Below are 22,631 nucleotides of genomic sequence, written 5' to 3'. Positions count from 1 at the left end.
ATTCCTCCCCCAGACCACAGGAGAAGCTATTTATGAACCTCACAGTTACCGTCAACCACAAGCAGCTATTGGACGTCCTTTTAAATGTGGGCCTGGTCCGCCCTGTTTTCATCTGGGGCGCCCCCGGCATCGGGAAATCCGCCATCGTCCAGGAGTTCGCCGGCAGCCTGGGGCTGGAGTGCGTCTCCCTGCTGGGCAGCCAGCTGGCCCCGGAGGACATCATCGGCGTGCCCCAAATCCGGGACGGCTTCAGCCAGTTCTGTCCCCCCAGGACCATCGCCCGGTCAGAGCCCTATGTGCTGTTCCTGGACGAGCTGAACGCCTGCACCTCGGAGGTACAGAAGGCCTTCTACTCCCTCATCCACGAGCGGCGCATCGGGGAATACCATCTGCCCGAGGGTTCCATCGTGGTGGGCGCGGGCAACCGGGCCCAGGACAACGCCATCACCCGGCCCATGTCCTCCGCTCTCATCAACCGGATGTTCCATGTGGAGCTCACCGCCAGCCCCCGGCTGTGGCTGGAGTGGGCGGGTGCGCACAACATCCACCCCTACATCTACGACTACATCTCCAGCCGCCCCGACCACCTGTGGTCCAAGCCCCCCAAGAGCGAGGAGCCCTTCTCCATGCCCCGCTCCTGGCACATGCTCAGCGACGCCATCCACAGCTACGGCGCGGACATCAGCGTGGAGAGCCTTCGCATCCTGGCCGCCGGTTGCCTCAGTCCCCAGCACGCCGCCCAGTTTCTGGCCTACATCCGGCAGGTGCGCAGCCAGTACGCCCTGGACAAGATTCTCTCCGGCGAGCAGCCCTGGCCGGATAAGCCGGAGGAGCGGGATGTGCTCTACTTCCTGGCCCAGTCCCTCCGGGCCCGGCTGGTGAAGGAGCTGCCCCCGGAGCGGAGCAGGCTCAGCGCCGACAGCCGCGTCCTGGTGCTCCAGGCCAAGGACCGTATCACCGAGCTGGCCGACCTGAGCCTGGAGATTGCCCGGATGGCGGTGACCCCCGAGGACGGCAGGGAGCTGCCCGACTGGTTTGTGGTGGAGCTGTTCCGGGACCTGCCCCGCCTGGCCGACAAGCGCAACGGATGAGCGGGAAAAAGCAGAACAAGCCCAACCCGGCCAAGGAGGCCTTTCAGGCCGGGTGCGCTCTGGTGAACCAGAACCCTGTGCTGGGTCCGCTGATGAAGGAGGCCACCCCCCATTTTGATGACAGCTACCCCATGGCCAAAGAGGACTGGGTGTGGGTGAGCGCCAACGGCGGCCTCTACGCCAACAGCCGCCGCCGGGCCGCGCCCCAGGAGTGGGCCTATGTACTGGCCCACTGCCTGCTCCACCTGGCCCTGGGCCACATCCGGGAGGACAGGGCGGGCGATATGGTGTGGAACGCCGCCTGCGACTGCGTGGCGGCCCGGTACCTGTCCGACCTGCGGGTGGGCACGCCGCCGGGTGAGCTGTCCGCCCCCCTGCCCCCCAACACACGGGAGGAGGAGGCCCTCTGGCGCTGGCTGAAGGAGCACAGCGACAGCGCCTATTTTCGCTTCTCCACCATGAGCGGCGGGCGGCCCGACATGGTGTGGGAGCCTGCCCCTTCCGGCTGGTGGCAGAAACCCCCGGACTGGCGGCAGCTCTTTGCCGGGAGCCTGCGGGACGCCCTGCGCTCCGCCGTGGACTACGCCGGCGGCGTCACCACCCAGCCGGGTGACCGCAAAAAAATGGGGCCCATCCAGCGGGCCCAGGAGTGGTTTCTGTCCAGCTATCCCCTGCTGGGAGGCGTGGCCTCCGGCTTCAGGCTGGTGGACGACCCCCTGACGGTCCAGCGGATGGACATCCCGGTGGCCGCCATCTCCATGCGGATGAAGGAGATCTACGTCAACCCCGCCGCCGGGCTCACCGAGCAGGAGTGGCGGTTCGTCCTGGCCCATGAGTACCTCCACGCCGCCCTGTGCCACGAGGCCCGGCTGGGCAGGCGGGACCCGGAGCTGTGGAACGTGGCCTGCGACTATGTCATCAACCAGTGGCTGCGGGACATGGAGGTGGGCTCCATGCCCGACGGCCTGCTCTTCGACCCGGAGCTGCAGGGCCTGTCGGCAGAGAGCGTCTACGACCGTCTGGCCGCCAACCTGCGCAAATACAGGCGCATGGCCCAGCGCGACATTCTCTTCGGCCCACCCGACTGGACGGCCACCAGGGACTTTGTGGACCTGGACAGCTGGTGCCGCTCCGCCATCCAGCGGGGTCTGGACTACCACCAGGCCCATGAGCGGGGCTACCTGCCCGAAGGGCTGGTGGAGGAGATTCGGGCCCTGTCCCAGCCCCCCATCCCCTGGGATGTGAAGCTGGCCCGGTGGTTTGACGAGCGGTTTGAGCCCCTGGAGAGGCGCCGCACTTACGCCCGGCTCAGCCGCCGCCAGTCGGCCACGCCGGACATCCCCCGGCCCTCCTGGCGGTATGAGGAGGCGGCCCAGGCGGGCCGCACCTTCGGCGTGCTGCTGGACACCTCCGGCTCCATGGACCGGTCCCTGCTCTCCGCCGCCCTGGGGTCTATCGCCAGTTACAGCGCGGCCCGGGACGTAAACCGGGTGCGGGTGGTGTTCTGCGACGCCGCCCCCTACGACCAGGGGTATATGGAGGCCGCCGACATCGCCGGCAGCGTAAAAGTCCGGGGCCGGGGCGGCACGGTGCTCCAGCCGGGCATCGAGCTGCTGGAGCAGGCCTCCGACTTCCCCAAGGACGCCCCTCTGATCATCATCACCGACTGCGCGTGCGACCGGCTGAACCTCTGCGGCCGGGACCACGCCTTTCTGGTGCCCCGGGGCCGCAGCCTGCCCTTCCCGCCCAGAGGCCCGGTCTTTTATCTGGAATAAGATTGTTTTTAGTCTTTAAAAATACCGGAAGGGGCAGGCCATTATGACGGCCTGCCCCTTCCGGCTTTTACAAAATAAACTTTTCCTGAGAATCAAAATTCTCTTCTTCCCGTTTGCTGCATGCAGCAAACCGTCTCTTTTGCTGTACCTGCATTTCAGGTACAGCAAATCAGATGGAATTTTCATGAAATTGTTTGAAAATTTGAAAAATTGAGAAAAGACCCGCGCCAAGCTCTTTCGGACGCCTGGCGCGGGTCCTTTTTCATTCTATCGTTCAGCTGCGCAGCACCTCCTCCAGCAGGCCAATCTGCCGGCTCAGCTCGGCGCACCGCTCTATCCAGCACTCGAACTTCACGCCGGTAAAGTCCTCGGGCATCTGGCTGTAAAGGTCGTCCAGACGTCGGCGGAGCTCCTCCAGCCAGGCTGCCGCGTACCTCGCCTCCTCCCCCCTCAGGGGCGCGGGGCGCTCAAAGTCCTCCATGGTATGCTCCTCCTCTCTGTCTGTGCGCCCGGGGCTCAGGTTCCTGCCTCAGGCCGGGGCAGGCCGGCCACCGTGTCGAGGACCTGGTCGGCCAGACCGAACTCCACCGCCTCCCGGGCGCTGAAGGTGGTCTCCTGCTCGGTCTTTTCCAGAATTTCTTCCACCGTCCGGCCGGTGCGCTGGGACAGGATATCGGCCATGGCAGAGCGAATCCGGAGCAGGGAATCGGCGCAGTCCTTGATTTTCATGGTGCTGCCGCTGACCTGCTGCACCAGGGGGTCGTGAATCATCACATGGCTGTGGGGCAGGATGCAGCGGGTGTCCCCGGCGGCGAAGAGCAGAGCGGCCATGCTGCTGGCATCGCCCACGCAGACGGTGCGGATGGGGCAGCCCAGCAGCTTCATGGTGTCGTAGATGGCAAAGCCGCTGTTCACCTCTCCGCCGGGGCTGTGGATGTACATGGTAATCTCCCGGTCGGACTGGGCGCTCAGGTAGAGCAGCTGGAGAATCAGGCTGTCGGCCTGCTCCGGGGTGATGGCCCCGAAGCAGAGCACGGCCCGCTGCTGCATCAGGCTGTCCTGAAGGCGGCAGCTGGTGTAGCCGTAGCTGGTCTCCATCAGAATGTTGGGAATGTTCATGGTTTACCGTCCTTTCTCCCGGTTGTCCGGGTCTTTCTTCTCTTTCTTTTTTACTTCCATGGCGTGAAACGGGCTCAGCACCAGCTTCACCAGGTTCCGCTCCAGCGCTTCCCTGTCCCGGGCCTCCCCGATGGTGCGCACAGGGCTGTCCTCCCATCGGACCCACACGCTGTATGGGTCGCCGGCCGGGACATAGCGCGGCTGGTCCTCCGGGCCGCCGTCCTGCGGCGGCTCCTCTTCCCAGTCCGGATGAGTCAGCCGGTACCCGTGGCCCAGGATGGCCACCAGCCCGATGTTCCAGTCAGACTGAATCAGCTCAGGCCAGGCCGTGCAGAAGGCCGCCCCGCACTCGGTCCGCAGATCCAATCCGACGGCCCGCCGGACTGTCTGGCAGTACTCCTCCAGGGTCATGTCCCAGAGCCGGAGCACGGGATTCTCTTCCGGCACCCAGAAGGGATTTTTCGGTGAATTGGACCGCAAAATTCCCCTCCGGCCGGCTGCCTCCAGCCGCTGGGCCAGAGGGCGCGTGATTATCTGGCTCCCCAATAGAATGCACCTCCATCGTTGTGTTTTACCATATAGCGGTCTGCGTCCAGCAGCGGGGCCAGGAGAAGCCACATGCCCTCCGCGCCCCGCCGGGTATCCCGGTGCTCCCAGAGTACGTCCGCGGCCTGGCCGAAGGTCATGTCCCCGGTGATGCCGGGAAAGGCCCGGCTCAGCTGCTCCAGGCGCTCCCGGTGCTCTCCGAACCAGTCGGCCAGGGGAAAGCTGCTCATGTGCTCCAGCCGGGCGTCCAGCACCATGCTGTCGCTGACCAGGCCCTTTTTCAGGCGGTCCAGCCGCTCCTCCAGGGAGGGCCGGACCGCAGGCGCGCTGTTATACTGCTCTCTCATAGAAAAGGCTCCTTTCTTCGGTTTTTCCGTCGGCAGCCAGCCGCGCCATGGCCGCCTTCCAGAAGGGGTGGTCCTCCGGCATGAACTTGGCGCACTTCCGGGGCGCCTGGCCCCGGGTGAGCACCACCGCGTCGTCGTGGGACATGTTCAGCACAGACTGCACGGTTCGGTTGAGCCGGGTGCTCATCTCCTGGGCGGTCTGCAGGTCCAGTCCGCCCAGATAGAGCCAGTTGTCGCAGTTGTTTACAATGGTCTGGCTCTTCGTCCGGCCATAGATGCTCTCCAGCTGGGACAGGCTCTGGATAATCAGGCTCACCGACATTTCCCGGAACCGGATAACGGAAATCAGGTTGTCAAAGTCGGGAATGACGGTATTCGTGGCGAAATCGTCCAGGATGAAGCGCACCGGAACAGGCAGCCGGGAACCGGGGCACCGGTCTGCCAGAGCCACCAGCCGCTGAAAGGCCTGGGCGTAGAACAGGTTGACCAGCTGGTCGTTGGAGCGGTCGGTGTCGCTGACGGTGAGGAACACGGCGGTCTTCCGGGTGCCGATGCGCTCAAAGCTGACCTGCTGCCGGTTGGAGAACATCCGGCTCACTCCGGAATAGCTCAGGGGCAGCAGATGCCGGTCCAGGAAAGCCCGGATGCAGGCGTCGGTCCGGCTGGCGGAGCGGGTGGTGAGCATGCTGCGGTAGCGGGACACCGCGAAGCAGTCCGGCTTCAGCTCGCCCAGCTCCCGGAACATCTGGTCCAGGGTGATGCTTCCGATGAGGCCGCTGAGCCTGCACACCGAGTTCAGGTTGCGCTCCTCCTCGGGCAGGCACTCCAGCACGTAGCCCACCAGGGCCTGGAGGTAAATCTGGGCGGACTGGTCCCAGAAGGGGTCGTCCCTGGTGAGCACCGGGGCGATGATGTTGGACAGGGAGATGATGTCCTGCTGGCTGTACTCCCCCTGTTCCCGGTCATACCGGATGGAGGCCAGAGGGTTATAGCCCCATGTATTCCCGTCCATCCTGGCGAAGTTGAGCTCAATGACCTGGTAGCCTCTGGACTCCAGGTAGGGCTGAAACTGGCGGCAGAGGCTGCCCTTGGTGTCGGTGACCACCAGGCTGCCCTCGGCCTGGAGAATGTTCGGAATGACGTAGCCCCTGGTCTTTCCGGCTCCCGACGGGCCGATAATCAGGTCGTTGTTATTATTTCCGGTGGCCCAGGTGTCGTTGTCAATGTAGATGTCCCTGGCCAGAATGCGCTGAGAGCGGCATTTCATATTTATCAGCTCCTTTTCCATTTCCGTCTGGTGTTCTCCCGGGGCGGCATGCGGGGCGGCGCTGCCGCCGCCCCGCATGCCGCCGGCGTCAAAAGGGGAGCTCGTCCTCCTTCTGCAGCTCCACACCTCCCTTCGTCTCTCTCGTCTCTCTGCCGCGGGCGGGCTGTTCCGCGTCTGCGGGCTTGCCCTCCAGCAGCTCCACGTCCTGGGTGAGCAGGCTGGTGCCAAATCTGCCCTCCCCGTTGGCATCGGTGTAGGTGCTGGTGCGGATGGTGTAGCGCACCGCCATCAGCTCACCCACCCGGATGCAGCTGTACACGGACTGGTCCAGCCGGCTTCTGGCGGGCAGAAAGGCCTCCAGGTTCACAAAGTCGCTGTCCCGCTTGCCCTCCTTGTTGGAGAAGTTGCGGCTGACTGCCAGGGTGTAGAGGACCTTGTGGGAGCCGTCCCGGTTCTCGTACACCTTGGGCTGACGGACCAGGCGGCCAATGACCACACCATAGTTGCGGGTATTCATGTTATTCATATAAAGCACTCCTTTTTCATATAATTGATGTTTTTATGTGAGGTTCGCGGTTTATTGAGCAGACGCTCAGGGGCGGCCGGGGCGGGACAGAGCCGCCCCGGCGGGCTTATATCACCTTCTCCCTGTGCCGCAGGCCTTACGCCGTAGCGGCTGTATCGTCCAGCAGCCGGATATTCTCCAGGCCATCGATGAACAGGAAGCCGCGCTGGGCTATCTCGCCGTCCCGGTCGATGTACACGTCGTAGCGCTGGTAGAAGTCGATTTCCAGAAGCCGGCCGCCGCACAGCACCTGCTCCACATCGCCCAGATTCTGGTCGGTGTTCACATAGAGCTCCAGTTCGGTCAGCTTGCGGGTCCCCGGCTTTCCAGCTTCGTTGGTCCCGGTCAGCTTGAACACATACTGGCTGCTGCCGCCCGGGCGCCGAAATTTCCTCCAGCCACCGTACACACGGCCGGTGATGGTCTGCTCCTCGCCGTAGCAGTGGATGGGGTTCTCACGGGTGAGCGCTCCGCTGCGGTCGCCAAGGGCGTTGTACAGATACTTGCTGTTTTTCATAATGTTTACTTCCTTTCTGATGATGTTTCAGGCTTTTCGCCCTGTTTCTTCACAATTTTACCTGTGGGCCCGGAGGGTCCCTTTTACGTCTCTCATCAACACACCCGAAAACCCGGATAGGGTTTTTTCTCCTTCGTTGTTATCCGGAACCCCGGTTTATGGCGGCTGTTCCGGGTATCTGCAATGCGTTTTTTTCACCTCCGTATTCGCAGTGCAGTTGTCTTATTTTTATTTTTTCACAATATTACCCGTTGGGGCCCTTTGGGGCCCCATTTATGCGAATATCCTCCGTGACGCTCAGAGAAGCAGAATTGCACACAGACTATCTGTTCTGCTCTGCAAATTGTCCGTATTTTCTATATTTCTCGTCTTTACTCTCCAGGGACCGGTGGTCCCTTTTCGTACAGGCTCACTTTGGATTCTCTGCACCTTCGTGTCACAGAAGCGCACACAGGCCGGCTTCATACTTTGTTACTACTTGTAGTCTGGGCAAAAAAATACCCGGCTTCCTGTCGGAAGTCGGGTGAAAGAGCCTCTTACAGAGGCCGCAGCTGAATGGGGGCAGAACGAAGTTCTGTACTTGTTCTACCTGATTCCCATTCATCTTATTAGATTATAATGGCGAAACAATTTTCAATCCGTTGGGCCCCAGGCGGTTCATGAATGGATAAAAATGGATTATTTCATTTTTTCTCTTTTTTGTTTCTTTTCTTTTCCGCTTTGTCTCCTCGTAACAGCAATATGCCATAACCTTTTTCCGCAGAAAGGAACTGATACTGGTCCTCTGTTACATATCCGCTCTTTCGCCAGTTGTCCATAAGCTGCGCGATGACCTGCTGGGCCCGCTTTGCCTCAGTAGTCTGGGCCTGGCCGTCCCCCAGCAGGCCCAAAATCCACAAAATCCCGTACTCATCGCCGTACTCGTCCCGTTTCAGCAGCCGGAGCTCCCGCTGGTCCACCCGGTTGGACGGATAGTGGATGATCTCCAGCTCCTGAAGCAGGTAATGCCGCAGCAGCAGGGTCTGGTCGCTGTTGTTAAGCCTGGTTTGGCCCAGGGTTTTGTCGTCCCGCAGCAGGGCGATGGGAATCCGAATGAGCTGGTTCCGCTCCTCCGCGTACTGGTAGAGGGGCATTTGTCCGCCGGGCCGGAAGCGGAAGCGCAGCCCGCTCCCCACCTCCTCCCAGTCAAGGGACAGTATGGGGCCCTCATAAGCCCCCTGGGCAGCCTGCTGGTCGTGGTCGGCCAGGATATAAATCTCGGTCCCGGCCAGCCGCCGAAGCCGCGCCTCCATCTCCTCCCGTTTTTCCCTCCGCAGCCGTCGGCTCATGTCCCCGGCCATGATTTTTCCAATGGTCTCCGCGCCAAAGCCGTTCTCCCCTTCCCCGGACCGCCACAGGGAGTAGACGGCGTTGGCCGTCACCATATCCAGGTAGGACAGCTCCTGCGTGACTACATATTCGGCGTAGTTGTCCGGGTCGTCGGACAGGCTGACCCGGTTGATGCAGCCGGTCAGGTCCCGGTATTTCCGCAGCTCGTTGGCGATTTTGCAGTTGTTCATCATAAACTGTTCCATGCCCTCACCCCTTCCGCCGGCGGGCCTTCTGGTGGAATCCGTCGTGATACTGGACAGGCAGCGCCGCAAACCGCTCCCGCAGGGCCTGGACCCGGGCGGGCTGCACCCGCTCCGCCTCCTCCGGCTCCTGGAAGTAGGAGCTGCCGCTGTAAAATTCCAGGGGGATACGCACCCCGTCCTGGCCGTACCGCATTTTCAGCAGGGTCAGTTCCAGCTTCCGGGGGGTGCGCGCCTTGGCCTCCTCCAGGGAGAAGGGGGGCTTCTTCCTGCTCTGCTCCATCCCCTGGTACTGCATACCCAGAATGACGTCGGCGGAATACTCAATGGATCCGGACTCCTTAAAGCTCTCCAGGGAGATCTCCTTGTTGTAGCTAAACCGGTTCAGGGCGCTGATGAGCAGGATCATGACCTGCTCCTGGTCCCGGATGGCGCACAGCTCCCGCACGTTGTCGTCCACAATCTGTTTGTCGCTAAGCTTCAGCACGGGGTCCCGGGGGCTGAGAATTTGCAGATAATCCACCACCACCAGGATGGGCTGCTTTCCGCCGGCGGCCCGGTACTGCTCCCGGAACCGGCAGATGCGCTGGCGGATTTGGCCGATATTGGTCAAATCCGATCCCTGCTCGTAGAGGTAGAGGTTCCGTCCGTCCCGCTCCACCAGCTCTCTGGCCTGGTTGATCCGCTCCCACTCCCCGTCGGTGAACCGCTTCTCCCGGTTCAGCAGGTCCGCGGCCTGAAAGCCGGGCTGCCGGTGAAGGGCAAAGTCCGCCCGGCACAGGGCCTTGGCGGTAATCCAGGCCCGGCTCATCTCCAGGGTGAAGTAGAGCACCGGATAGCCCCGTCCGGACAGGTTGTTGGCAATCTGGAGGGCCAGGGTGGACTTGCCCAGACCGGGCACCGCGCCCAGCACAAACAGGCCGTTGAACAGCCCCCCGTTCAGGCTCCGGTCCAGGGCGGGAAAGCCGGTGGGCACCCGCTCGGTGGAGATGCTGCCAATCTCCTCCCTGGTGAACTGCCCGGCGCAGTCGCTGAGGGACCGGCCGGGGACAGCCCCTGCTCCCCCGCGTTCCAGCTCAGTTTCAGACATGTCCATCGCCCCTTTCAATTGCCGCAGCAGCGTTTGTCTTATGCTATCACGGATGCCGGTCAAAGTCAAAGAGCGGCGTCCGGGCCGCGGGACGAAAGCGCCGGTCTTTTCAGTGCCCGCTTTTTATAAAAGCTCGAAATATTCGGCCATGCTAAACATTTTTAAAAAGGTTCCGATATATATTGGGGCCAGTTCAGGCGGCCAGCCGGCGCTTCCCCCCAGCCGCCGGGCTGCCGGCGCCGCAAAACTGCTGCGGCTTTGCAGAACAGCCTCCTGCTGCCGCTGCTTTTTATCTTTTCGGCGGTAAAATTCATCAACCGGAGATTCCTGTTATTATGATTTATCTTCAGATGATCGAAACTCCAGACGAGCAGTCCAAATTTGAGCTGCTCTACCTGAAGTATCGGGGCCTTATGTTTCATGTGGCATTCAATATACTGCATAACAGGCAGGACGCCGAGGACGCGGTCCACCACGCATTTGTAAAGATAGCAGAAAACATGAAAAAAATCGGCGACCCTATGTGTCCCCAGACCCACAGCTTTGTTGTTACGATTGTGGAGCACAGAGCCATCGACCAATATCGGCAGCTGCAAAAGCACCCCACGGTGGAGCTCATTGACGGCCTTCCGGGCGCACAGGTCGAATATGACGGCGACAAGCCTCTGGCCGCCTGCATTCTGGCCCTTCCCGCCAGATATCGGAGGATGATCCTGCTCCACTACCACCAGGGATACAGCGTTAGAGAAATCGCCAAAATGCTGGGGATGTCCCTGTCCGCCGCTATCAAGCTGGACCAGCGGGCCAAGCACAAGCTCAAAAGCCTGTGTGAGCGGGAGGGCATTTTTTGATTGCGGAAAGCCTGTCTCCCCGGCGCGGCAGCGCCGCCATGGTCCTCCCTGGCGGCGCCCGGCGTTCAGACCGCCGCGCGGACAATAATTTGAAGGTCCGTGTCCAAAACCGCCTCCCTTTCTTCGTTTTAGAGATACGTGAGGGGGAGAGGTGCGCTTGGACAGCGTCTCCTTCCGCTCTGCCCGGAAGAGAGGCCCTGTCCCCAAGAGGATGCCCCTGCGCCCTCTGAACGAAAAGAAGGAGTGAACCCGATGGAAAACAAAAAAGTAAAAAAGACCAACCTATTGTATCTGCTGTGCTACATTTTAGTGCCCGTCGTTCTTATTTTTCTGTGCGCCTGGGTGGGCGTCAAATACTGTCCGACCGACAACTCGACGCGTTCCCTCCTGCTGACTGCGCCCACCATTCTCTCCGTACTCTGGTGGACTTTCGCCGGCCGCGCTCTCTTCCGCGCCAGAGAAAAGGCCATGGAACATGCGCTGGATGCCAAGGGCTTTGCCCGCAGCCACACCTTTAGAAGCAGAAGCTGCATTGTAATCGCCGATGGGGAAAAGGGACAGATCGCGCTGCTCTTCTTCTGGAATCCGTTTGAATATTTTGTCCTCCCTGCCAGCCGCATCTCCAAAATCTGGGTGGACGACGGCTGTTCTGGCGCCGGATTTCTGAAGGGCAGCAGCCGCGTCAGCTTTCTGTTTGTTGTGGACGGCATTAAAATCCGGGTCAACACCTTTACCTCCAACAAGAGATGGCGTATGGACAGCAACTATATCCTCACCGGCATCTCCAAGGCGGATATGATGGTAGACGTTCTGAAGAGCGCCGGAGCTCAGGCCGGCTAATATGGGTATTTTCCGCAAAATCAAAGCGTCTCTCCTCGATGACTGGTGCGGAACGTGCCAGGTTCCAATGGACGTGACCCTCCGCCGGCTCTACACGCTCCCCATGACAGTGGGCCATTACATCCCCCACAAGGACGCGGAGTATTACAGGCGGAATCTGAGCCGGGCGGCGTGCCGGGCGGACATTCCGGCCGGGGTGTATGCCTGCGAAGCCATCGCCTACCGGTGTCCCGGCTGTGGACGCCGGATTGTAATGCTCTCTATCTTCCTTCCGGTCCGGGACCTGGACAAGTGGCAGGACTCGTACCTCTTTTCGCGCGGGGAGCTGGACGATTTTCTCGGGCTGCCGTAAGCAGAGGCTTCCCCGGAAAACGCGCTGCACAGGGCATCCGCCGGAAATCAGCCGGACCCCCAGGACGGCGCGCCCCAGCGGGACGGCCTGACCGTCTGCCCAAAAGCCATGTCCCCGCAGTTCGTATCAGGAGGCAACGCCATGAATTTTTGGAATCATCCCCTCAGCGCCCCGGAAACAGCAGCGATTGCGGTCATTCTTGTCCTTCTGATCCTGCTGCTCCGCCGGCAGGCCCAGAGGCGCTCCCGCAGCATCGCAGAGAATTTCCGTTCGGAGCATCCCGATGCGGCGGTGCTCTACCTCTACGTACAGGACCTGCCGCACAACGACGGGAAAGTCGTGTGTCAGAAGGGCACGCTCTCCCAGGTATTTGACGCAAAAGACGCCCCCGGATTCGGCGTCTCAAAGGGGATTGCCTGCTATATGGCCCCCGGACCCGTGGAACTGGACGCGACCGTGTCCTGGACGAAGGATCTCTATGCCGTCCGAAAGCATTACAGCATGCAGGCCCATCTCTCGCTTCAGCCGGAGCCCGGGTGCGGCTATGCCGCTGTGTTTGCCCAAAACAGCCAGCAGCTGGAAATCATCAAGCTGGAAAAATGCCGCCACTGAGCGGAGTGAGAAAAAAGGAGAAATAGAATTGAAATTTACAGTTTCCGGAGCAGTAACCGTACTGTTCGTCCTGGTCGTCGTGTCGGTTATGCTGGCGCGGATCTATGAGACGGGCCCCATCATTTGGATCAAGCGGGCGGCCCGGCGCAGGCGGGCCATGGAGGGCGCGGATCGCCGGGCGCTGGTGGCCCGGATTCAGCAGCTCCTGCCCCAGGCCAACGACGACAACGTGCTCTTCTCCCTCCACCGGGAGAGCTCCGCCAGCGGCGGCAGCAAGGTGACGGTGCTCAGCAGCACTTATTATTACACGGTCTTTGTTGCGGACGGCGACTCCTTCTGGGTAATTCCCATGTCCTATGACAGGCACGCGCGGAGCTACCAGCTGGGCACGCCTGTCCCGTTCAATGCCGGTATCGTAAAAGGGGTCCGGCTCACCGGGAAGCGCGGGAAAACGCTGACCTTCCACTTCCTGCTGGGCGACCAGACGCAGCCGCTTTATATGGATCTGACCCCCTTCTATTTCCGCAAGAACTCCTTCTACCCCTTCGACCTCATGCAGGAGGCCGCCTGCCGCAAGGCCCGGCAGCTGGCCGAGGCAATGGCCCTCGCCGCCTGCGGCCTGACCCCGGAGGACCTGGAGGCGGGGCGGTGCAAGGATGAGTGCAGCGAGTATGGCCTCTATGCCGCCTGTACGGGATTTCTGGGCGTTATGTTTGCCGCTGCTCCCTTTCTCCCTGTGGTCTTGATCTGCTTTGGAATTTCCCTGATCCTGTTCGGCGTGATGCTCTCAAAAAAGCGCCCCCCAAAAACCAGCGCCGTGGTGGTGCTCGCAGAGGCCGTCATATCCTATATGATCATGCGCTGACCCCACGGTTCCGGGCGATCGCCCGCGCCCCTGCGGCGCGCATTTCCCTGCACGGCTGCGCATTGAGCGCTGTCCCGCACCATTATTTTTCCCCCGCGGCAGAGGATTCGCCGTTCAAGCCGGGCGGCCCGACAGCACAACACGGCCTCCGGAGCGCCATGCTCCGGAGGCCGCGTTTCTCTCTGTGTCCACCGCATATCCGCTCTACTGCCCAGCGCGGGAGGGGGCGGACCTGCCGCGCTCCTCCGCGGCGAACGCCGCCAGGTCCTGCCCCTTGAGAACCCGCTCCAGCATTTCGGGCAGCCGGTCGGGGGCGCAGGCAAAGCAGGGGATGTCCATCCCGGCAATGCGCTGGGCGGTCTGCGCGTCGTAATAGGGCTTTCCGCCGTCGGCAATGGCCAGCAGCGCCACCACCGTGACCCCGGCGCCCTTCAGCTCCTCCAGGCGGCGGAGCAGCGCGGCCCGGTTGCCCCCCTCCTCCAGGTCGGAGATGAGGAAAAAGATGGTCTTGGCAGGCTCCTCCACCAGTCCCTGGCAGTAGGCAACGGACTTGGCGATGTCGGTGCCGCCCCCCATCTGAAAGCCAAAGAGCAGATCCACCGGGTCGGCGCACAGGGGCGTCAGGTCCATAATCTGGGTGTCAAAGGCCACCACGTGGGTGCGTACCGCCGTCATGGAGGCCAGAATGCAGGCCATAACGGAGGAGTAGAAAATGGAGGGACCCATGGAGCCGCTCTGGTCGATGTCCAGGATGATATGCCACCGGTTGGCCCGGCTGGAGCGGTCAAAGAACCACACCCGCTCGGGGACAATGGCGCCCAGCTCCGGGCGGTAGTTGTGCAGGTTGCGGCGGATGGTACAGGGGAAATCGATGGCGGCGGCGCTGGGCAGGGGCGAGTGGGCCCGCCGGTTCAGGGCTGCGGTCACCGCCCGGCGCACGTCCTCCTCCAGCAGCCGGTTGATCTGCTCCACAATCTTTCGGATAAAGCGCCGGGCCGACTCCTTTGATTTTTTGGGAATCTGGTCCTTGAGCATCAGCAGTGTGGCAGCCAGGTTCATGTCCGGCTCCAGCCCCTCCAGCAGTTCCGGCTCCAGCAGCAGCTGCTTTAAGCCCTTGCGCTCAATGGCGTCGTTCTGCACCACGGCCACAATCTCCGGGTCAAAGAGGCTGCGCAGGTCCCCCAGCCACTTGGCAATGTGGGGGGCGGAGGGACCGCGTCCACCGCCCTGCCCCGCCGCGCCGAAGCTCTCCCCCGGCCCGCCGTAGATGGCGGCCAGGGCGCCGTCCATCAGCAGCTCCTCCTGGGACAGGGGCGCTGCCCCCATCCGTGCAAAGTCCGGCTGGCTCTCCGCGCCCAGTATCAGCCGCCACCGGGCCAGTTGTTCCTGCCGTGCCATTGCGCACACCCCCTCAGATATCGTCAAAATCAAAGTCCTCCAGACCCTTCAGCGCCTCCTGCTCGCTCTGGGTCAGCTCTCCCATCAGGGCCTCGGCGGCCTGTTCCCGGTTTACGCCCCAGATCTCCCCCAGGTTTTCTGCAATGTCGCTCTTCTCCGCCGGAGTGAACCCGGAGAAGGCCCGGCGGAGAAAGACCAGAGCCCGGCGGAACTGTCCCTCGTCCAGGGCGCTCAGGTAATCGTCCAGGTGCCTCCACAGGGACAGGCGGGCAATGAGGGCGCACCGGTTTTTGGACGCCAGGCCCTCAAACCACCCGGCGCCCAGCTCGGCGGGCACGCCGGGAGAGAGCCGGCGGGAGATTTCCCGGGCAAGGAGCGCCTCGTCCGCCTCCCCCCGCTCCAGCAGGGCGGCCATGGCAAAGCCGGAGCAGAGGGTATTCAGGTCGTCCCGGTCGGACACCCGGCCGAGCAGCTCCAGCCACCGCTCCCCGTCCAGGCAGTCGTGGTCCAGCTGGAGCCGGTTGAGCTGGTCCATGGCGGCGGTGACAGCCGGGGCCGCCTTGGCGTCGCACCGGCAGGCGTCCTCCAGGGTCAGGCAGGCCCGGAGGAACAGCTGCTGGAGCAGGGGCACCACCGGGGCCGGGTCAAACCGGTGCAGGTCCCCGTACCGCACCACCAGGGACAGCCGGACGGCGGTGTCCGCCACGTCGGTGAGGGCGGCCGCGTCCACCGCCAGACTCTGGAGCACCTTCAGCGCGTGGCGGGCGGCGGCAGGCATGCCGCACAGAAAGGCGTCCTGGAACACGGCGGCGGCCTGGGCGATGCTGGAGCAGGCCTCTCCCCGCTCCTTCAAGGCAAAGGCGGCGGCCCCCTCCACCGTGTCCCCCAGCAGGGAGGCCTCCACCACCTCAATCTCCGCCTCGGGAGTCCAGCGCAGGGCCCAGTACTCCCCCCAGTTGGCCCCCTGCTGCCGGGAGGGCAGCGGGGCGGCGAAGCGGATGCCCAGCACCCGCAGCCGGTGGAGGAACCGGGAGCGCCGCAGGTCCAGCAGGGCGGCTTTGGGATCCTTTACGTTCAGCCGCTCCCGCAGGTCCAGGTCCAGCTGCTGCTGCTCCATCCCCCGGTACTTCTCCAGCCGCAGCTCCCGCAGCTGCCGGTAGAAATCCTCCTGGACCGAAGTGCGGCTCACTCCCTCGGGGATAAAGCCCACCTTGGTTCCGATCTCCGTGTCTGCCGCGGCCACCGCCAGTTCGGAGAAATTGCCGTGGCCCATGGCTGCCACCGCCCCGTCCCGCAGGTCCGCCAGAACGGGATACCGGCTCCCCCGCAGGGCGCACAGAGCCCTGGCCAGACGCAGGGCCTCAATGACCTCCGCTGATGACACCAGATTGCCCGCCTTCCGGTGGGCTGCGGCCAGGCGGGTCAGATAGAGGCTGGGCAGATCCCCGGGGCCGCCCTGGTGAAGGGCGTCCCACAGCAGCTCAAAGTAGGCCGGGGCCCTGTTCCCCGCCCCGTAGCCGGAGCGGCTGGAGAGGCGGTAATAGGAGTAGGGCATCAGGGTGGCAGTGCAGTCGGCCCGGGGCAGGGCGGCAAGCTCCTCATCCGTCATGGGCTGGTTCTCCCGCAGGCCGGGCACATGGAAGGCGCCGCAGACGCAGAAAATCCGCTCCGGCGGCACGCCCGCCTCCACCGCCTCCCCGATAACCCGCTTCATATAGGCCTCCCGGACCAGGGTTTTGGCGGTGCGGAATTTCCCGTCCCGGGCAGTGCGGCGCAGCTGCTCCCCAAAGGTGTTGACCGCCGCCTGGAAGGCCCGCCAGTCCTCCAGCTGCTCAAAGCTCCGCTCCCAGAAGGTGTCGTGCTCCTCCCCGGTGCGCTGCTCCAGCTGCCGGTAGACCCACTCGGTGTTCTCCTCCGGCTCCTCCCGGTCCTCCCCCGCCTCCTCCAGGGCCAGCATGGCCCCGGAGGGCAGGTCCATAAACCGGCACTCGACGCCGTGGGCGTGGGCCCAGAGAACGGCCCGCAGCTCCGGGGAATAGACGGCCAGCGGGTACAGGATGGTGCGCACCGGCGGCTCGCTGGTGTAGGCCAAAATGGCCGCCGGAAATCTGGTCTCCGGATGGCAGAGCCAGTGCATCTGGTCGTTTAAGTCGGAGGGGCCCTCCACCAGCACCAGCTGGGGCCGGCACTCCTCCAGGGCCCGCTCCAGCTGGAAGGCCGCCGCCGGGGACAGGTGGCGCACGCCGAACAAAACCGGGCCGTCCATCAAGGCTCCAGTTCCCGGCAGGCCCGGTACAGAGGCAGCCAGCCGCTTCCGCGCTTTTTCATCACGTTCTCCAGGTACTCCTTCCAGGCCAGCCGGTCCTTCTCCTCGTCCTTCACCACCGCCCCCTGGAGGGCGGCGGCCAAATCCTCCGCCGTGACGGTGCCGCTGCCGAAGCTGCCCGCCAGGGCCATGGAGTTGGCCAGCAGGGAGATGGCCTCGGCGGTGGAGAGCACGCCGGTGGTGGTTTTCAGCTTCTGCTTGCCGTCCAGGGTGGCCCCTGCCCGCAGCTCCCGGAAGATGGTGACCACTTTTTCCACCGTGTCCTCCCCGGGCTGACGGGCGTTCAGGTCCATCCCGGCCGAGAGCTGCTCCACCCGGGTGCGGACAATCTCCAGTTCGGTGGCCAGGTCGGTGGGGGTGGGCAGCACCACGATGTTGAACCGCCGCTTCAGGGCGGCGGACATGTCGTTGACGCCCTTGTCCCTGGTGTTGGCAGTGGCAATGACCGAGAAGCCCTTGACCGCAGGCACCTCCAGGCCCAGCTCGGGCACGCTGAGCCGCTTCTCCGACAGGATGGAGATGAGGGCGTCCTGCACCTCGCTGGCGCAGCGGGAGATCTCCTCCAGGCGGGCGATGGAGCCGGTCTCCATGGCCCGGTACACCGGGCTCTTCACCATGGCCTCCGGGCTGGGGCCTCTGGCGATGAGCATGGCGTAGTTCCAGGAGTAGCGGATCTGCTCCTCGGTGGTGCCTGCGGTGCCCTGGATGACCTTGGTGGAGTCCCCGTTGACGGCGGCGGCCAGGTGCTCGCTGAGCCAGGACTTAGCTGTGCCCGGCTCGCCGATGAGCAGCAGGGCCCGGTCGGTGACCAGGGTGGCGATGGCAATCTCCACCAGGCGGCGGCTGCCCATGTACTTGGGGGTGATCTCCACCCCCTTTACCTTCTCGCCGCCCATGATATAGGTCAGCACCGACCGGGGGGACATGCGCCAGCCGGTGGGAATGGGGTCCTGCTCGGCGGCCATGAGGGCCTCCAGCTCCCGGCGGTAGAGCTCCTCCGCCGGGAGGCGCTGTACGTTCTGCTCAGCCATGGTATTCTTCTCCTCTCTGCAGGGCCTCCTGCCGCCACTTCTCCAGGTACCGCTCTACCCCGGACATGGTCCAGTAGCCCCGCTGGACCTTCAGCTTTTTCTCCTTTATCAGCCGGTCCAGCTCCCTGAGCTGGGCCTCCTTTTCCCGGAAGGGGACAGGGAGCTGATCCAGCAGGCTCATAATCTCCCACTGGGCAGGGCAGCTGTTCTTTCTGGCCCACTGGACCACAAAGCCCTCCCACTCCGTCCAGCCCAGCCCCGCCAGAATGCGAATGGTCCGGTGGACCTGGCCGTAGCTGGGGTTTCGCAGGGCGGCGCGGTACAGATAGGCGGCCACCTCTCTGGGCAGGCCGGGGAACGGCCGCCCCTCCAGCAGATTCAGCAGCACCGCGTCCAGCCCGCCGCTCTCCCGGGCCAGCAGGGAAAACCACCGGATATCCAGGGGCGGGATGGCCACGGGAAGCCCATGGGCGGGCCCGGCACCCACAGCCCAGCAGTAGGTCTCCCGCTGCTCATCCCAGCGCAGGGTGCTCAGCACATAGCGGAAGGGCAGGACGGCCTCCTGGCGCACCCTGGTCCCCAGCAGGCCGGTCTTGATGAGCTGCTTCTCCGCCCAGGCGCAGCTGTCCGCCGGGGCCTGGGTGAGGAGCCGGGCCGCCAGGGCCGGGGCCAGAAAGTCCTCGCCCCCCTGAGCCTGAAGTTCTACCGCCAGCCGGCACAGGGCCCCGTCCCCGCCCGACATAATGGTCTGGCACAGCTCCAGCGCCGCCAGCAGCCGGAAGGAGCCCTGATACTCCGCGTTAAAACAGGAGAAGTGCAGCCGCTCCGCATTTCCCTTCTCTCCCTCCACCTGCCGGTCCAGCTGGCGCTCCGTCAGGCCGGCCAGGCGGCGGTAGAGGTCCCGGATCTCCGGGCCTCCCTTGCCGTACAGGGTCTGGCACAGTCCCTTGAGCCGCGCCCACATCTCGCGGGGCAGCACGTCCTCCGGGCGGGCCTCCATCCGGTCCAGGGTCTCTTCAAACATCCGGGCGGTGAGGCGGCCGGCCACCGGGGAGGAAATGCCCCGCAGCAGCTCCAGAAGCTTGTCCGGGTCCTTGGCCGCCTGTTCTGTCAGATAGGCCTCTCCCTCCGGCGTGTCCAGCCGGGCCAGGGCCTGGTGGGCCAGGTCGCGGGACGCGCCCTTTCGCTCAGTCCGGCACAGCTCCAGCAGAAGCGGCGCATTGGATGGCTCGCAGCCCAGGGCGCCAATCAGAGCCAGGCGGACGTCCTTTTTCGCCTGGGGCAGCTGCGCCAGGAAGAAACCGTTGGCCTGGGCCCCGGCCGCGCCCGCCATGACCTCCACACGCCGGGCCATGGTCCGGCCTCCGGCGGGATCAAAGCCCGTCTCCAGCAGCGGCAGGATACTCGGCCCCTGCCGTGACAAAATGGCCGCGTTTAAATCGGCCAGCTCCCCGTAGCTGTCCCCCAGGCCGGAGACCAGAGCGGGCAGCACCCGGTAGTCGGAAAAATACTCCGGGTGGGCACGGAGGGTCTCCTGCACCACCCCAATCCGCCCGCTGCCGGTGCCGGTCAGCGCCTCCAGCAGCGGCTTGAGCTGGCCATAGGACGCCTGCTGGCAGGTTCCTGCGCCGGGGGGCAGGGGCTCCAGCTCCCCGGCCGCGCCCGCCGACGCCTGGGTGTACGCCACTGCGTCCACCAGAGCCAGTACGTCCAGCAGGGCGCCGCCCCGCTTCTCCGGGGCCGCGGACAGCAGGGCGTCCAGCCCGGCACCGATTTTGGCAAACACAGGACTGGCGGCGGCCAGCGGGGCCAGCCCCTCCCGGGCCCGCTTCAGCCGGAAATCCTCATTTAAAATGCCCGTGCCCGCCACGGCGGCGTGCTCCAGCCGCTCCTGCACCTCATACAAAGGCTGCAAATCCACTGCAATCCCCCCTTAATACTGAAGCCGGATAATGTTGAACCGGGTCACCACGCTGTACGGGTGCAGGCAGAGGGACCGGTCCTCCCGGTGGTAGAACATAAGCCCGAAGAGGGCGTCCCCCCTCCGGATGCCGCCGGGCACCGCCGCCACCCGGGCCGCTGAGGCGTGGTCGGCCCCGTCCTCCAGCCGATCCCGCAGGACCATGCGGCCGCCGGCGGGGTCCTCCAGCACAAAGGCGCCGCCCACTGACCCAACCCGGCCCACAGGCAGCAGCACGGGCATGAATTTGGGCAGAAGGGTGTTTTTAAACTGGTTCTTGGCCTGCTTCACCGCTGCGGCCAGGTCGGGCTGGGCCAGGGAAGGCAGGGACGCCTGCTCCTCCCTCGTGATGGGCCGGGGCGCGGCGCTCTCCCAGCGAATGCGGCGGCAGCCCTCGCCGGGATAGGTGTACAGCGCCGGAACCTCCAGTAGAGAGAAGCAGCTGTCCTCTCCCTTCACATACTTCAGGGCCTTCACCGGCCTCAGGTTCAGCGTCTGGTCCACATGCCCGGTGTCTAGGTCCAGCCAGAAACCCCGCTCCACATACTCCCGCCTGGCCTGGTCGTAGGACACGTCAAAGGAGAGCTGTACCAGCCGGACCTTCTCCCGGCAGGCTCCGATGGCGGCCAGATCTTCCAGCCGCCATACGCCCCCCATGGCCTCATAGAGGATATTGTCCTCGGCGGAGAACTGGCCCGCCTCCAGCTTCTGCTGCAAAAAGGCCCGGCCCTTTTTAATGGTGGACCGCAGGGCAATGAGCACCCGCAGTGCCTCGTCATAGGCCTGCGCCGCCTGATCCGGAGCCTGCTGAATGGTGCGCACCGCCAGAGCAATGCGGGAAAAGGCGGTCTGCGGCCCGGTCAGATAGTGGTTGCCCAGCTCCTTGGTCAGCTGCTCATAGGTCTTGGCGGAGCTACCTCCCAGACTGCCCAGGCCGGCATTCAGCAGGTCTTCCACCATCCGCTCCGCCATATCCAGGCCCTCCAGCTGGCGGCTGAGCCGTTTGGCCTGGGCCGCCTTGTTGGTCTTGGCGGGCTTCTTCTCAGCCGGGGTCTGTGCGGCCGCCTCCTTTTTGGCGGCCCGGGCGGCCTGCCTGGCCCGCTTCTCTGCCAGGTCCTCCGGGATGTCCGCCTCAGCAAAGGGCTTTCCGCTCAGCTGCTCAAACATGAGCCCCAGGGCGTGCTTGCAGGGAAACTGCCGGCTGGGGCAGGAGCACCGGCATACCGGCGCCTGTGGGTCAGTCCAGTCCACCGACACCCGGTAGGGCGTCTTTCCGCTGCCGGCGCAGGCGCCCCAAACCAGGGTCCCGTCCCCGCTGCGGCACAGACCGGAAAACTTGCCGCCCCGGGACAGCTTGCGGCCGTTCTCCGCCGCTGCGGGATTGGGGGCTTGAAGCAGAATAAATTGTTCCGTCAGTTCCATGTAACCACCCTTTTATTAGGCGGACAGGCAGCAGCCGCATCCGCCATATGATTTTGAGCTTGGCACGGGGCTCGCATTTACGATGATCTTACCATATTATATTGAAAAAGAAAATGCGGAAATTGGGCGGCCCGAATAAACCAGTCCGCGGCTGTTTTGGGCTCGCCCCCCCCCGGCGGCCTTGGCGGCAAGACATTGTGCCGGTTTTTCCCCATTCAAAAGCTGGCGCCCCGGTATCGTCCACAGAAAAACATCCGGTTCGCCCCTCGTAAGTTCTCTTTTGCGGGCGCCTTCACACCTTATCCCGGCATCCGGCAAATCAAAAGCGGGAGGCGCCTTAAAAAGCACCTCCCGCTTCTTGCTTTATCCTTTTCTCTGCCCTTTTTGCTTTTCCGCATATTTCCCAGAAAAAGTAAAAACCCGCTATCCCTTGCGGGACAACGGGTTTCAATGGAGCTGCTACCCAGATTTGAACTGGGGACCTCATCCTTACCAAGGATGCGCTCTACCGACTGAGCTATAGCAGCATGTCAGGCGCGATTGCACCCAACAATGGCGACGCGGAAGGGACTTGAACCCTCGACCTCCGGCGTGACAGGCCGGCGTTCTAACCAACTGAACTACCGCGCCATCTCAGGTTATACAAAACAGCCTTTGCTGCAATGATTCTGGCAGGGGCAGAAGGAATCGAACCCTCGGCACGCGGTTTTGGAGACCGCTGCTCTACCAGCTGAGCTATACCCCTGTGTGGTGGGCCTTCACGGGCTCGAACCGTGGACCGGCCGGTTATGAGCCGGCTGCTCTAACCAACTGAGCTAAAGGCCCATATGCCGTCCACTGAAAAGAAAAACGGCTTGCCGTCACGGCGTACGTGGCGGCAAGCCACTTCATTTATGGCTCCCCCTGTTGGACTCGAACCAACGACAACGCGGTTAACAGCCGCGGGCTCTACCGACTGAGCTAAGGAGGAATATGGAAGGGCCCGGTCTGGTCAGACCAGACCCTTTTGTTTGTGTTGGCGTTACCTATCTTTCCGGGCCGTCTCCAGCCAAGTATTTTCGGCGCAGGTGAGCTTAACTGCCGTGT

At 63.6% G+C, this 22,631-nt stretch carries 21 protein-coding genes and 5 tRNA genes; 7 read left to right on the top strand and 19 right to left on the bottom strand.

The genetic code is table 11. From position 1 onward, the window contains the following. Positions 1-32 precede the first annotated feature (32 nt). Both Q0K06_RS04860 and Q0K06_RS04855 read left to right on the top strand, forming a co-directional pair. Complete coding sequence (locus Q0K06_RS04860; protein ID WP_294549276.1) at positions 33-1,091, top strand: MoxR family ATPase; 1,059 nt, start codon at positions 33-35, stop codon at positions 1,089-1,091. Next, a complete protein-coding gene (locus Q0K06_RS04855; protein WP_294549274.1) occupies positions 1,088-2,866 on the top strand; it encodes a VWA-like domain-containing protein in 1,779 nt (592 codons plus the stop codon). Before Q0K06_RS04860 ends, Q0K06_RS04855 begins: the two co-directional genes overlap by 4 nt. A gap of 274 nt (positions 2,867-3,140) precedes the next feature. On the opposite strand, the gene Q0K06_RS04850 is transcribed toward Q0K06_RS04855, so the two are convergent. From Q0K06_RS04850 to Q0K06_RS04810, 9 genes are all read right to left on the bottom strand, one after another. Then, positions 3,141-3,347 (bottom strand): hypothetical protein, encoded by a 207-nt coding sequence (locus Q0K06_RS04850; protein WP_294549271.1) that lies wholly within the window; start codon positions 3,345-3,347, stop codon positions 3,141-3,143. Positions 3,348-3,382: 35 nt separating this feature from the next. Next, on the bottom strand, positions 3,383-3,985 hold the full coding sequence (locus tag Q0K06_RS04845; protein ID WP_294549268.1) for an ATP-dependent Clp protease proteolytic subunit: 603 nt from the start codon (positions 3,983-3,985) through the stop codon (positions 3,383-3,385). 3 nt (positions 3,986-3,988) lie between these two features. After that, complete coding sequence (locus Q0K06_RS04840; RefSeq protein ID WP_294549264.1) at positions 3,989-4,465, bottom strand: hypothetical protein; 477 nt, start codon at positions 4,463-4,465, stop codon at positions 3,989-3,991. Between the two features lie 50 nt (positions 4,466-4,515). Further along, positions 4,516-4,878 (bottom strand): hypothetical protein, encoded by a 363-nt coding sequence (locus Q0K06_RS04835; protein WP_294549261.1) that lies wholly within the window; start codon positions 4,876-4,878, stop codon positions 4,516-4,518. Beyond that, complete coding sequence (locus tag Q0K06_RS04830; protein ID WP_294549256.1) at positions 4,862-6,145, bottom strand: VirD4-like conjugal transfer protein, CD1115 family; 1,284 nt, start codon at positions 6,143-6,145, stop codon at positions 4,862-4,864. The genes Q0K06_RS04835 and Q0K06_RS04830 overlap by 17 nt, the downstream gene beginning before the upstream one ends. Before the next feature lie 88 nt (positions 6,146-6,233). After that, positions 6,234-6,671, bottom strand: coding sequence for a single-stranded DNA-binding protein (locus tag Q0K06_RS04825; RefSeq protein WP_294549253.1), 438 nt, complete (start codon positions 6,669-6,671; stop codon positions 6,234-6,236). Between the two features lie 136 nt (positions 6,672-6,807). Then, complete coding sequence (locus Q0K06_RS04820) at positions 6,808-7,227, bottom strand: hypothetical protein (protein ID WP_294549250.1); 420 nt, start codon at positions 7,225-7,227, stop codon at positions 6,808-6,810. Positions 7,228-7,910: 683 nt separating this feature from the next. Further along, positions 7,911-8,801 (bottom strand): hypothetical protein, encoded by an 891-nt coding sequence (locus tag Q0K06_RS04815; protein ID WP_294549247.1) that lies wholly within the window; start codon positions 8,799-8,801, stop codon positions 7,911-7,913. Between the two features lie 4 nt (positions 8,802-8,805). Further along, positions 8,806-9,888, bottom strand: coding sequence for a DnaB-like helicase C-terminal domain-containing protein (locus Q0K06_RS04810; RefSeq protein WP_294549244.1), 1,083 nt, complete (start codon positions 9,886-9,888; stop codon positions 8,806-8,808). Positions 9,889-10,223: 335 nt separating this feature from the next. Between Q0K06_RS04810 and Q0K06_RS04805 the strand changes: the two genes are divergently transcribed. The 5 genes from Q0K06_RS04805 to Q0K06_RS04785 all read left to right on the top strand — a co-directional run bounded on the left by Q0K06_RS04805 (position 10,224) and on the right by Q0K06_RS04785 (position 13,408). Beyond that, complete coding sequence (locus Q0K06_RS04805) at positions 10,224-10,739, top strand: RNA polymerase sigma factor (protein WP_294549242.1); 516 nt, start codon at positions 10,224-10,226, stop codon at positions 10,737-10,739. 252 nt (positions 10,740-10,991) lie between these two features. Beyond that, positions 10,992-11,579 (top strand): hypothetical protein, encoded by a 588-nt coding sequence (locus Q0K06_RS04800; RefSeq protein ID WP_294549240.1) that lies wholly within the window; start codon positions 10,992-10,994, stop codon positions 11,577-11,579. A gap of 67 nt (positions 11,580-11,646) precedes the next feature. Further along, on the top strand, positions 11,647-11,931 hold the full coding sequence (locus Q0K06_RS04795; protein ID WP_294549238.1) for a hypothetical protein: 285 nt from the start codon (positions 11,647-11,649) through the stop codon (positions 11,929-11,931). A 141-nt stretch (positions 11,932-12,072) separates the two neighbouring features. Then, on the top strand, positions 12,073-12,543 hold the full coding sequence (locus tag Q0K06_RS04790) for a hypothetical protein (protein WP_294549235.1): 471 nt from the start codon (positions 12,073-12,075) through the stop codon (positions 12,541-12,543). Between the two features lie 28 nt (positions 12,544-12,571). After that, positions 12,572-13,408 carry a hypothetical protein gene (locus Q0K06_RS04785; protein ID WP_294549232.1) on the top strand — a complete coding sequence of 279 codons (837 nt, stop codon included), beginning with the start codon at positions 12,572-12,574 and terminating at the stop codon, positions 13,406-13,408. Positions 13,409-13,612: 204 nt separating this feature from the next. Here Q0K06_RS04785 and Q0K06_RS04780 read toward each other — a convergent pair whose 3' ends face one another. From Q0K06_RS04780 to Q0K06_RS04735, 10 genes are all read right to left on the bottom strand, one after another. Then, positions 13,613-14,806: a VWA domain-containing protein gene (locus Q0K06_RS04780; RefSeq protein WP_294549229.1), complete on the bottom strand. Its 1,194-nt coding sequence runs from the start codon at positions 14,804-14,806 to the stop codon at positions 13,613-13,615. Between the two features lie 13 nt (positions 14,807-14,819). After that, entirely contained in the window at positions 14,820-17,072 is a 2,253-nt protein-coding gene (locus Q0K06_RS04775) for a DUF5682 family protein (protein ID WP_294549226.1), read from the bottom strand. Next, a complete protein-coding gene (locus Q0K06_RS04770; RefSeq protein WP_294549223.1) occupies positions 17,072-18,163 on the bottom strand; it encodes an AAA family ATPase in 1,092 nt (363 codons plus the stop codon). Before Q0K06_RS04770 ends, Q0K06_RS04775 begins: the two co-directional genes overlap by 1 nt. Continuing rightward, positions 18,156-20,084 carry a hypothetical protein gene (locus Q0K06_RS04765; protein ID WP_294549220.1) on the bottom strand — a complete coding sequence of 643 codons (1,929 nt, stop codon included), beginning with the start codon at positions 20,082-20,084 and terminating at the stop codon, positions 18,156-18,158. The genes Q0K06_RS04770 and Q0K06_RS04765 overlap by 8 nt, the downstream gene beginning before the upstream one ends. 12 nt (positions 20,085-20,096) lie before the next feature. After that, complete coding sequence (locus tag Q0K06_RS04760; protein ID WP_294549217.1) at positions 20,097-21,545, bottom strand: SWIM zinc finger family protein; 1,449 nt, start codon at positions 21,543-21,545, stop codon at positions 20,097-20,099. A gap of 451 nt (positions 21,546-21,996) precedes the next feature. After that, positions 21,997-22,072 (bottom strand) — tRNA-Thr (locus tag Q0K06_RS04755). 26 nt (positions 22,073-22,098) lie between these two features. Further along, positions 22,099-22,175, bottom strand: a tRNA-Asp gene (locus Q0K06_RS04750). Positions 22,176-22,214: 39 nt separating this feature from the next. After that, positions 22,215-22,290: transfer RNA gene (locus Q0K06_RS04745), tRNA-Trp, on the bottom strand. A 3-nt stretch (positions 22,291-22,293) separates the two neighbouring features. Beyond that, positions 22,294-22,370 (bottom strand) — tRNA-Ile (locus Q0K06_RS04740). A 69-nt stretch (positions 22,371-22,439) separates the two neighbouring features. After that, positions 22,440-22,515 (bottom strand) — tRNA-Asn (locus Q0K06_RS04735). Positions 22,516-22,631 lie beyond the last annotated feature (116 nt).

It is taken from the genome of uncultured Pseudoflavonifractor sp., from assembly GCF_944387805.1.
Taxonomy (GTDB): Bacteria; Bacillota; Clostridia; order Oscillospirales; family Oscillospiraceae; genus Pseudoflavonifractor.
Note: the sequence above shows the minus strand (reverse complement) of the source record. Positions and strands in the feature narration are given on the sequence as shown.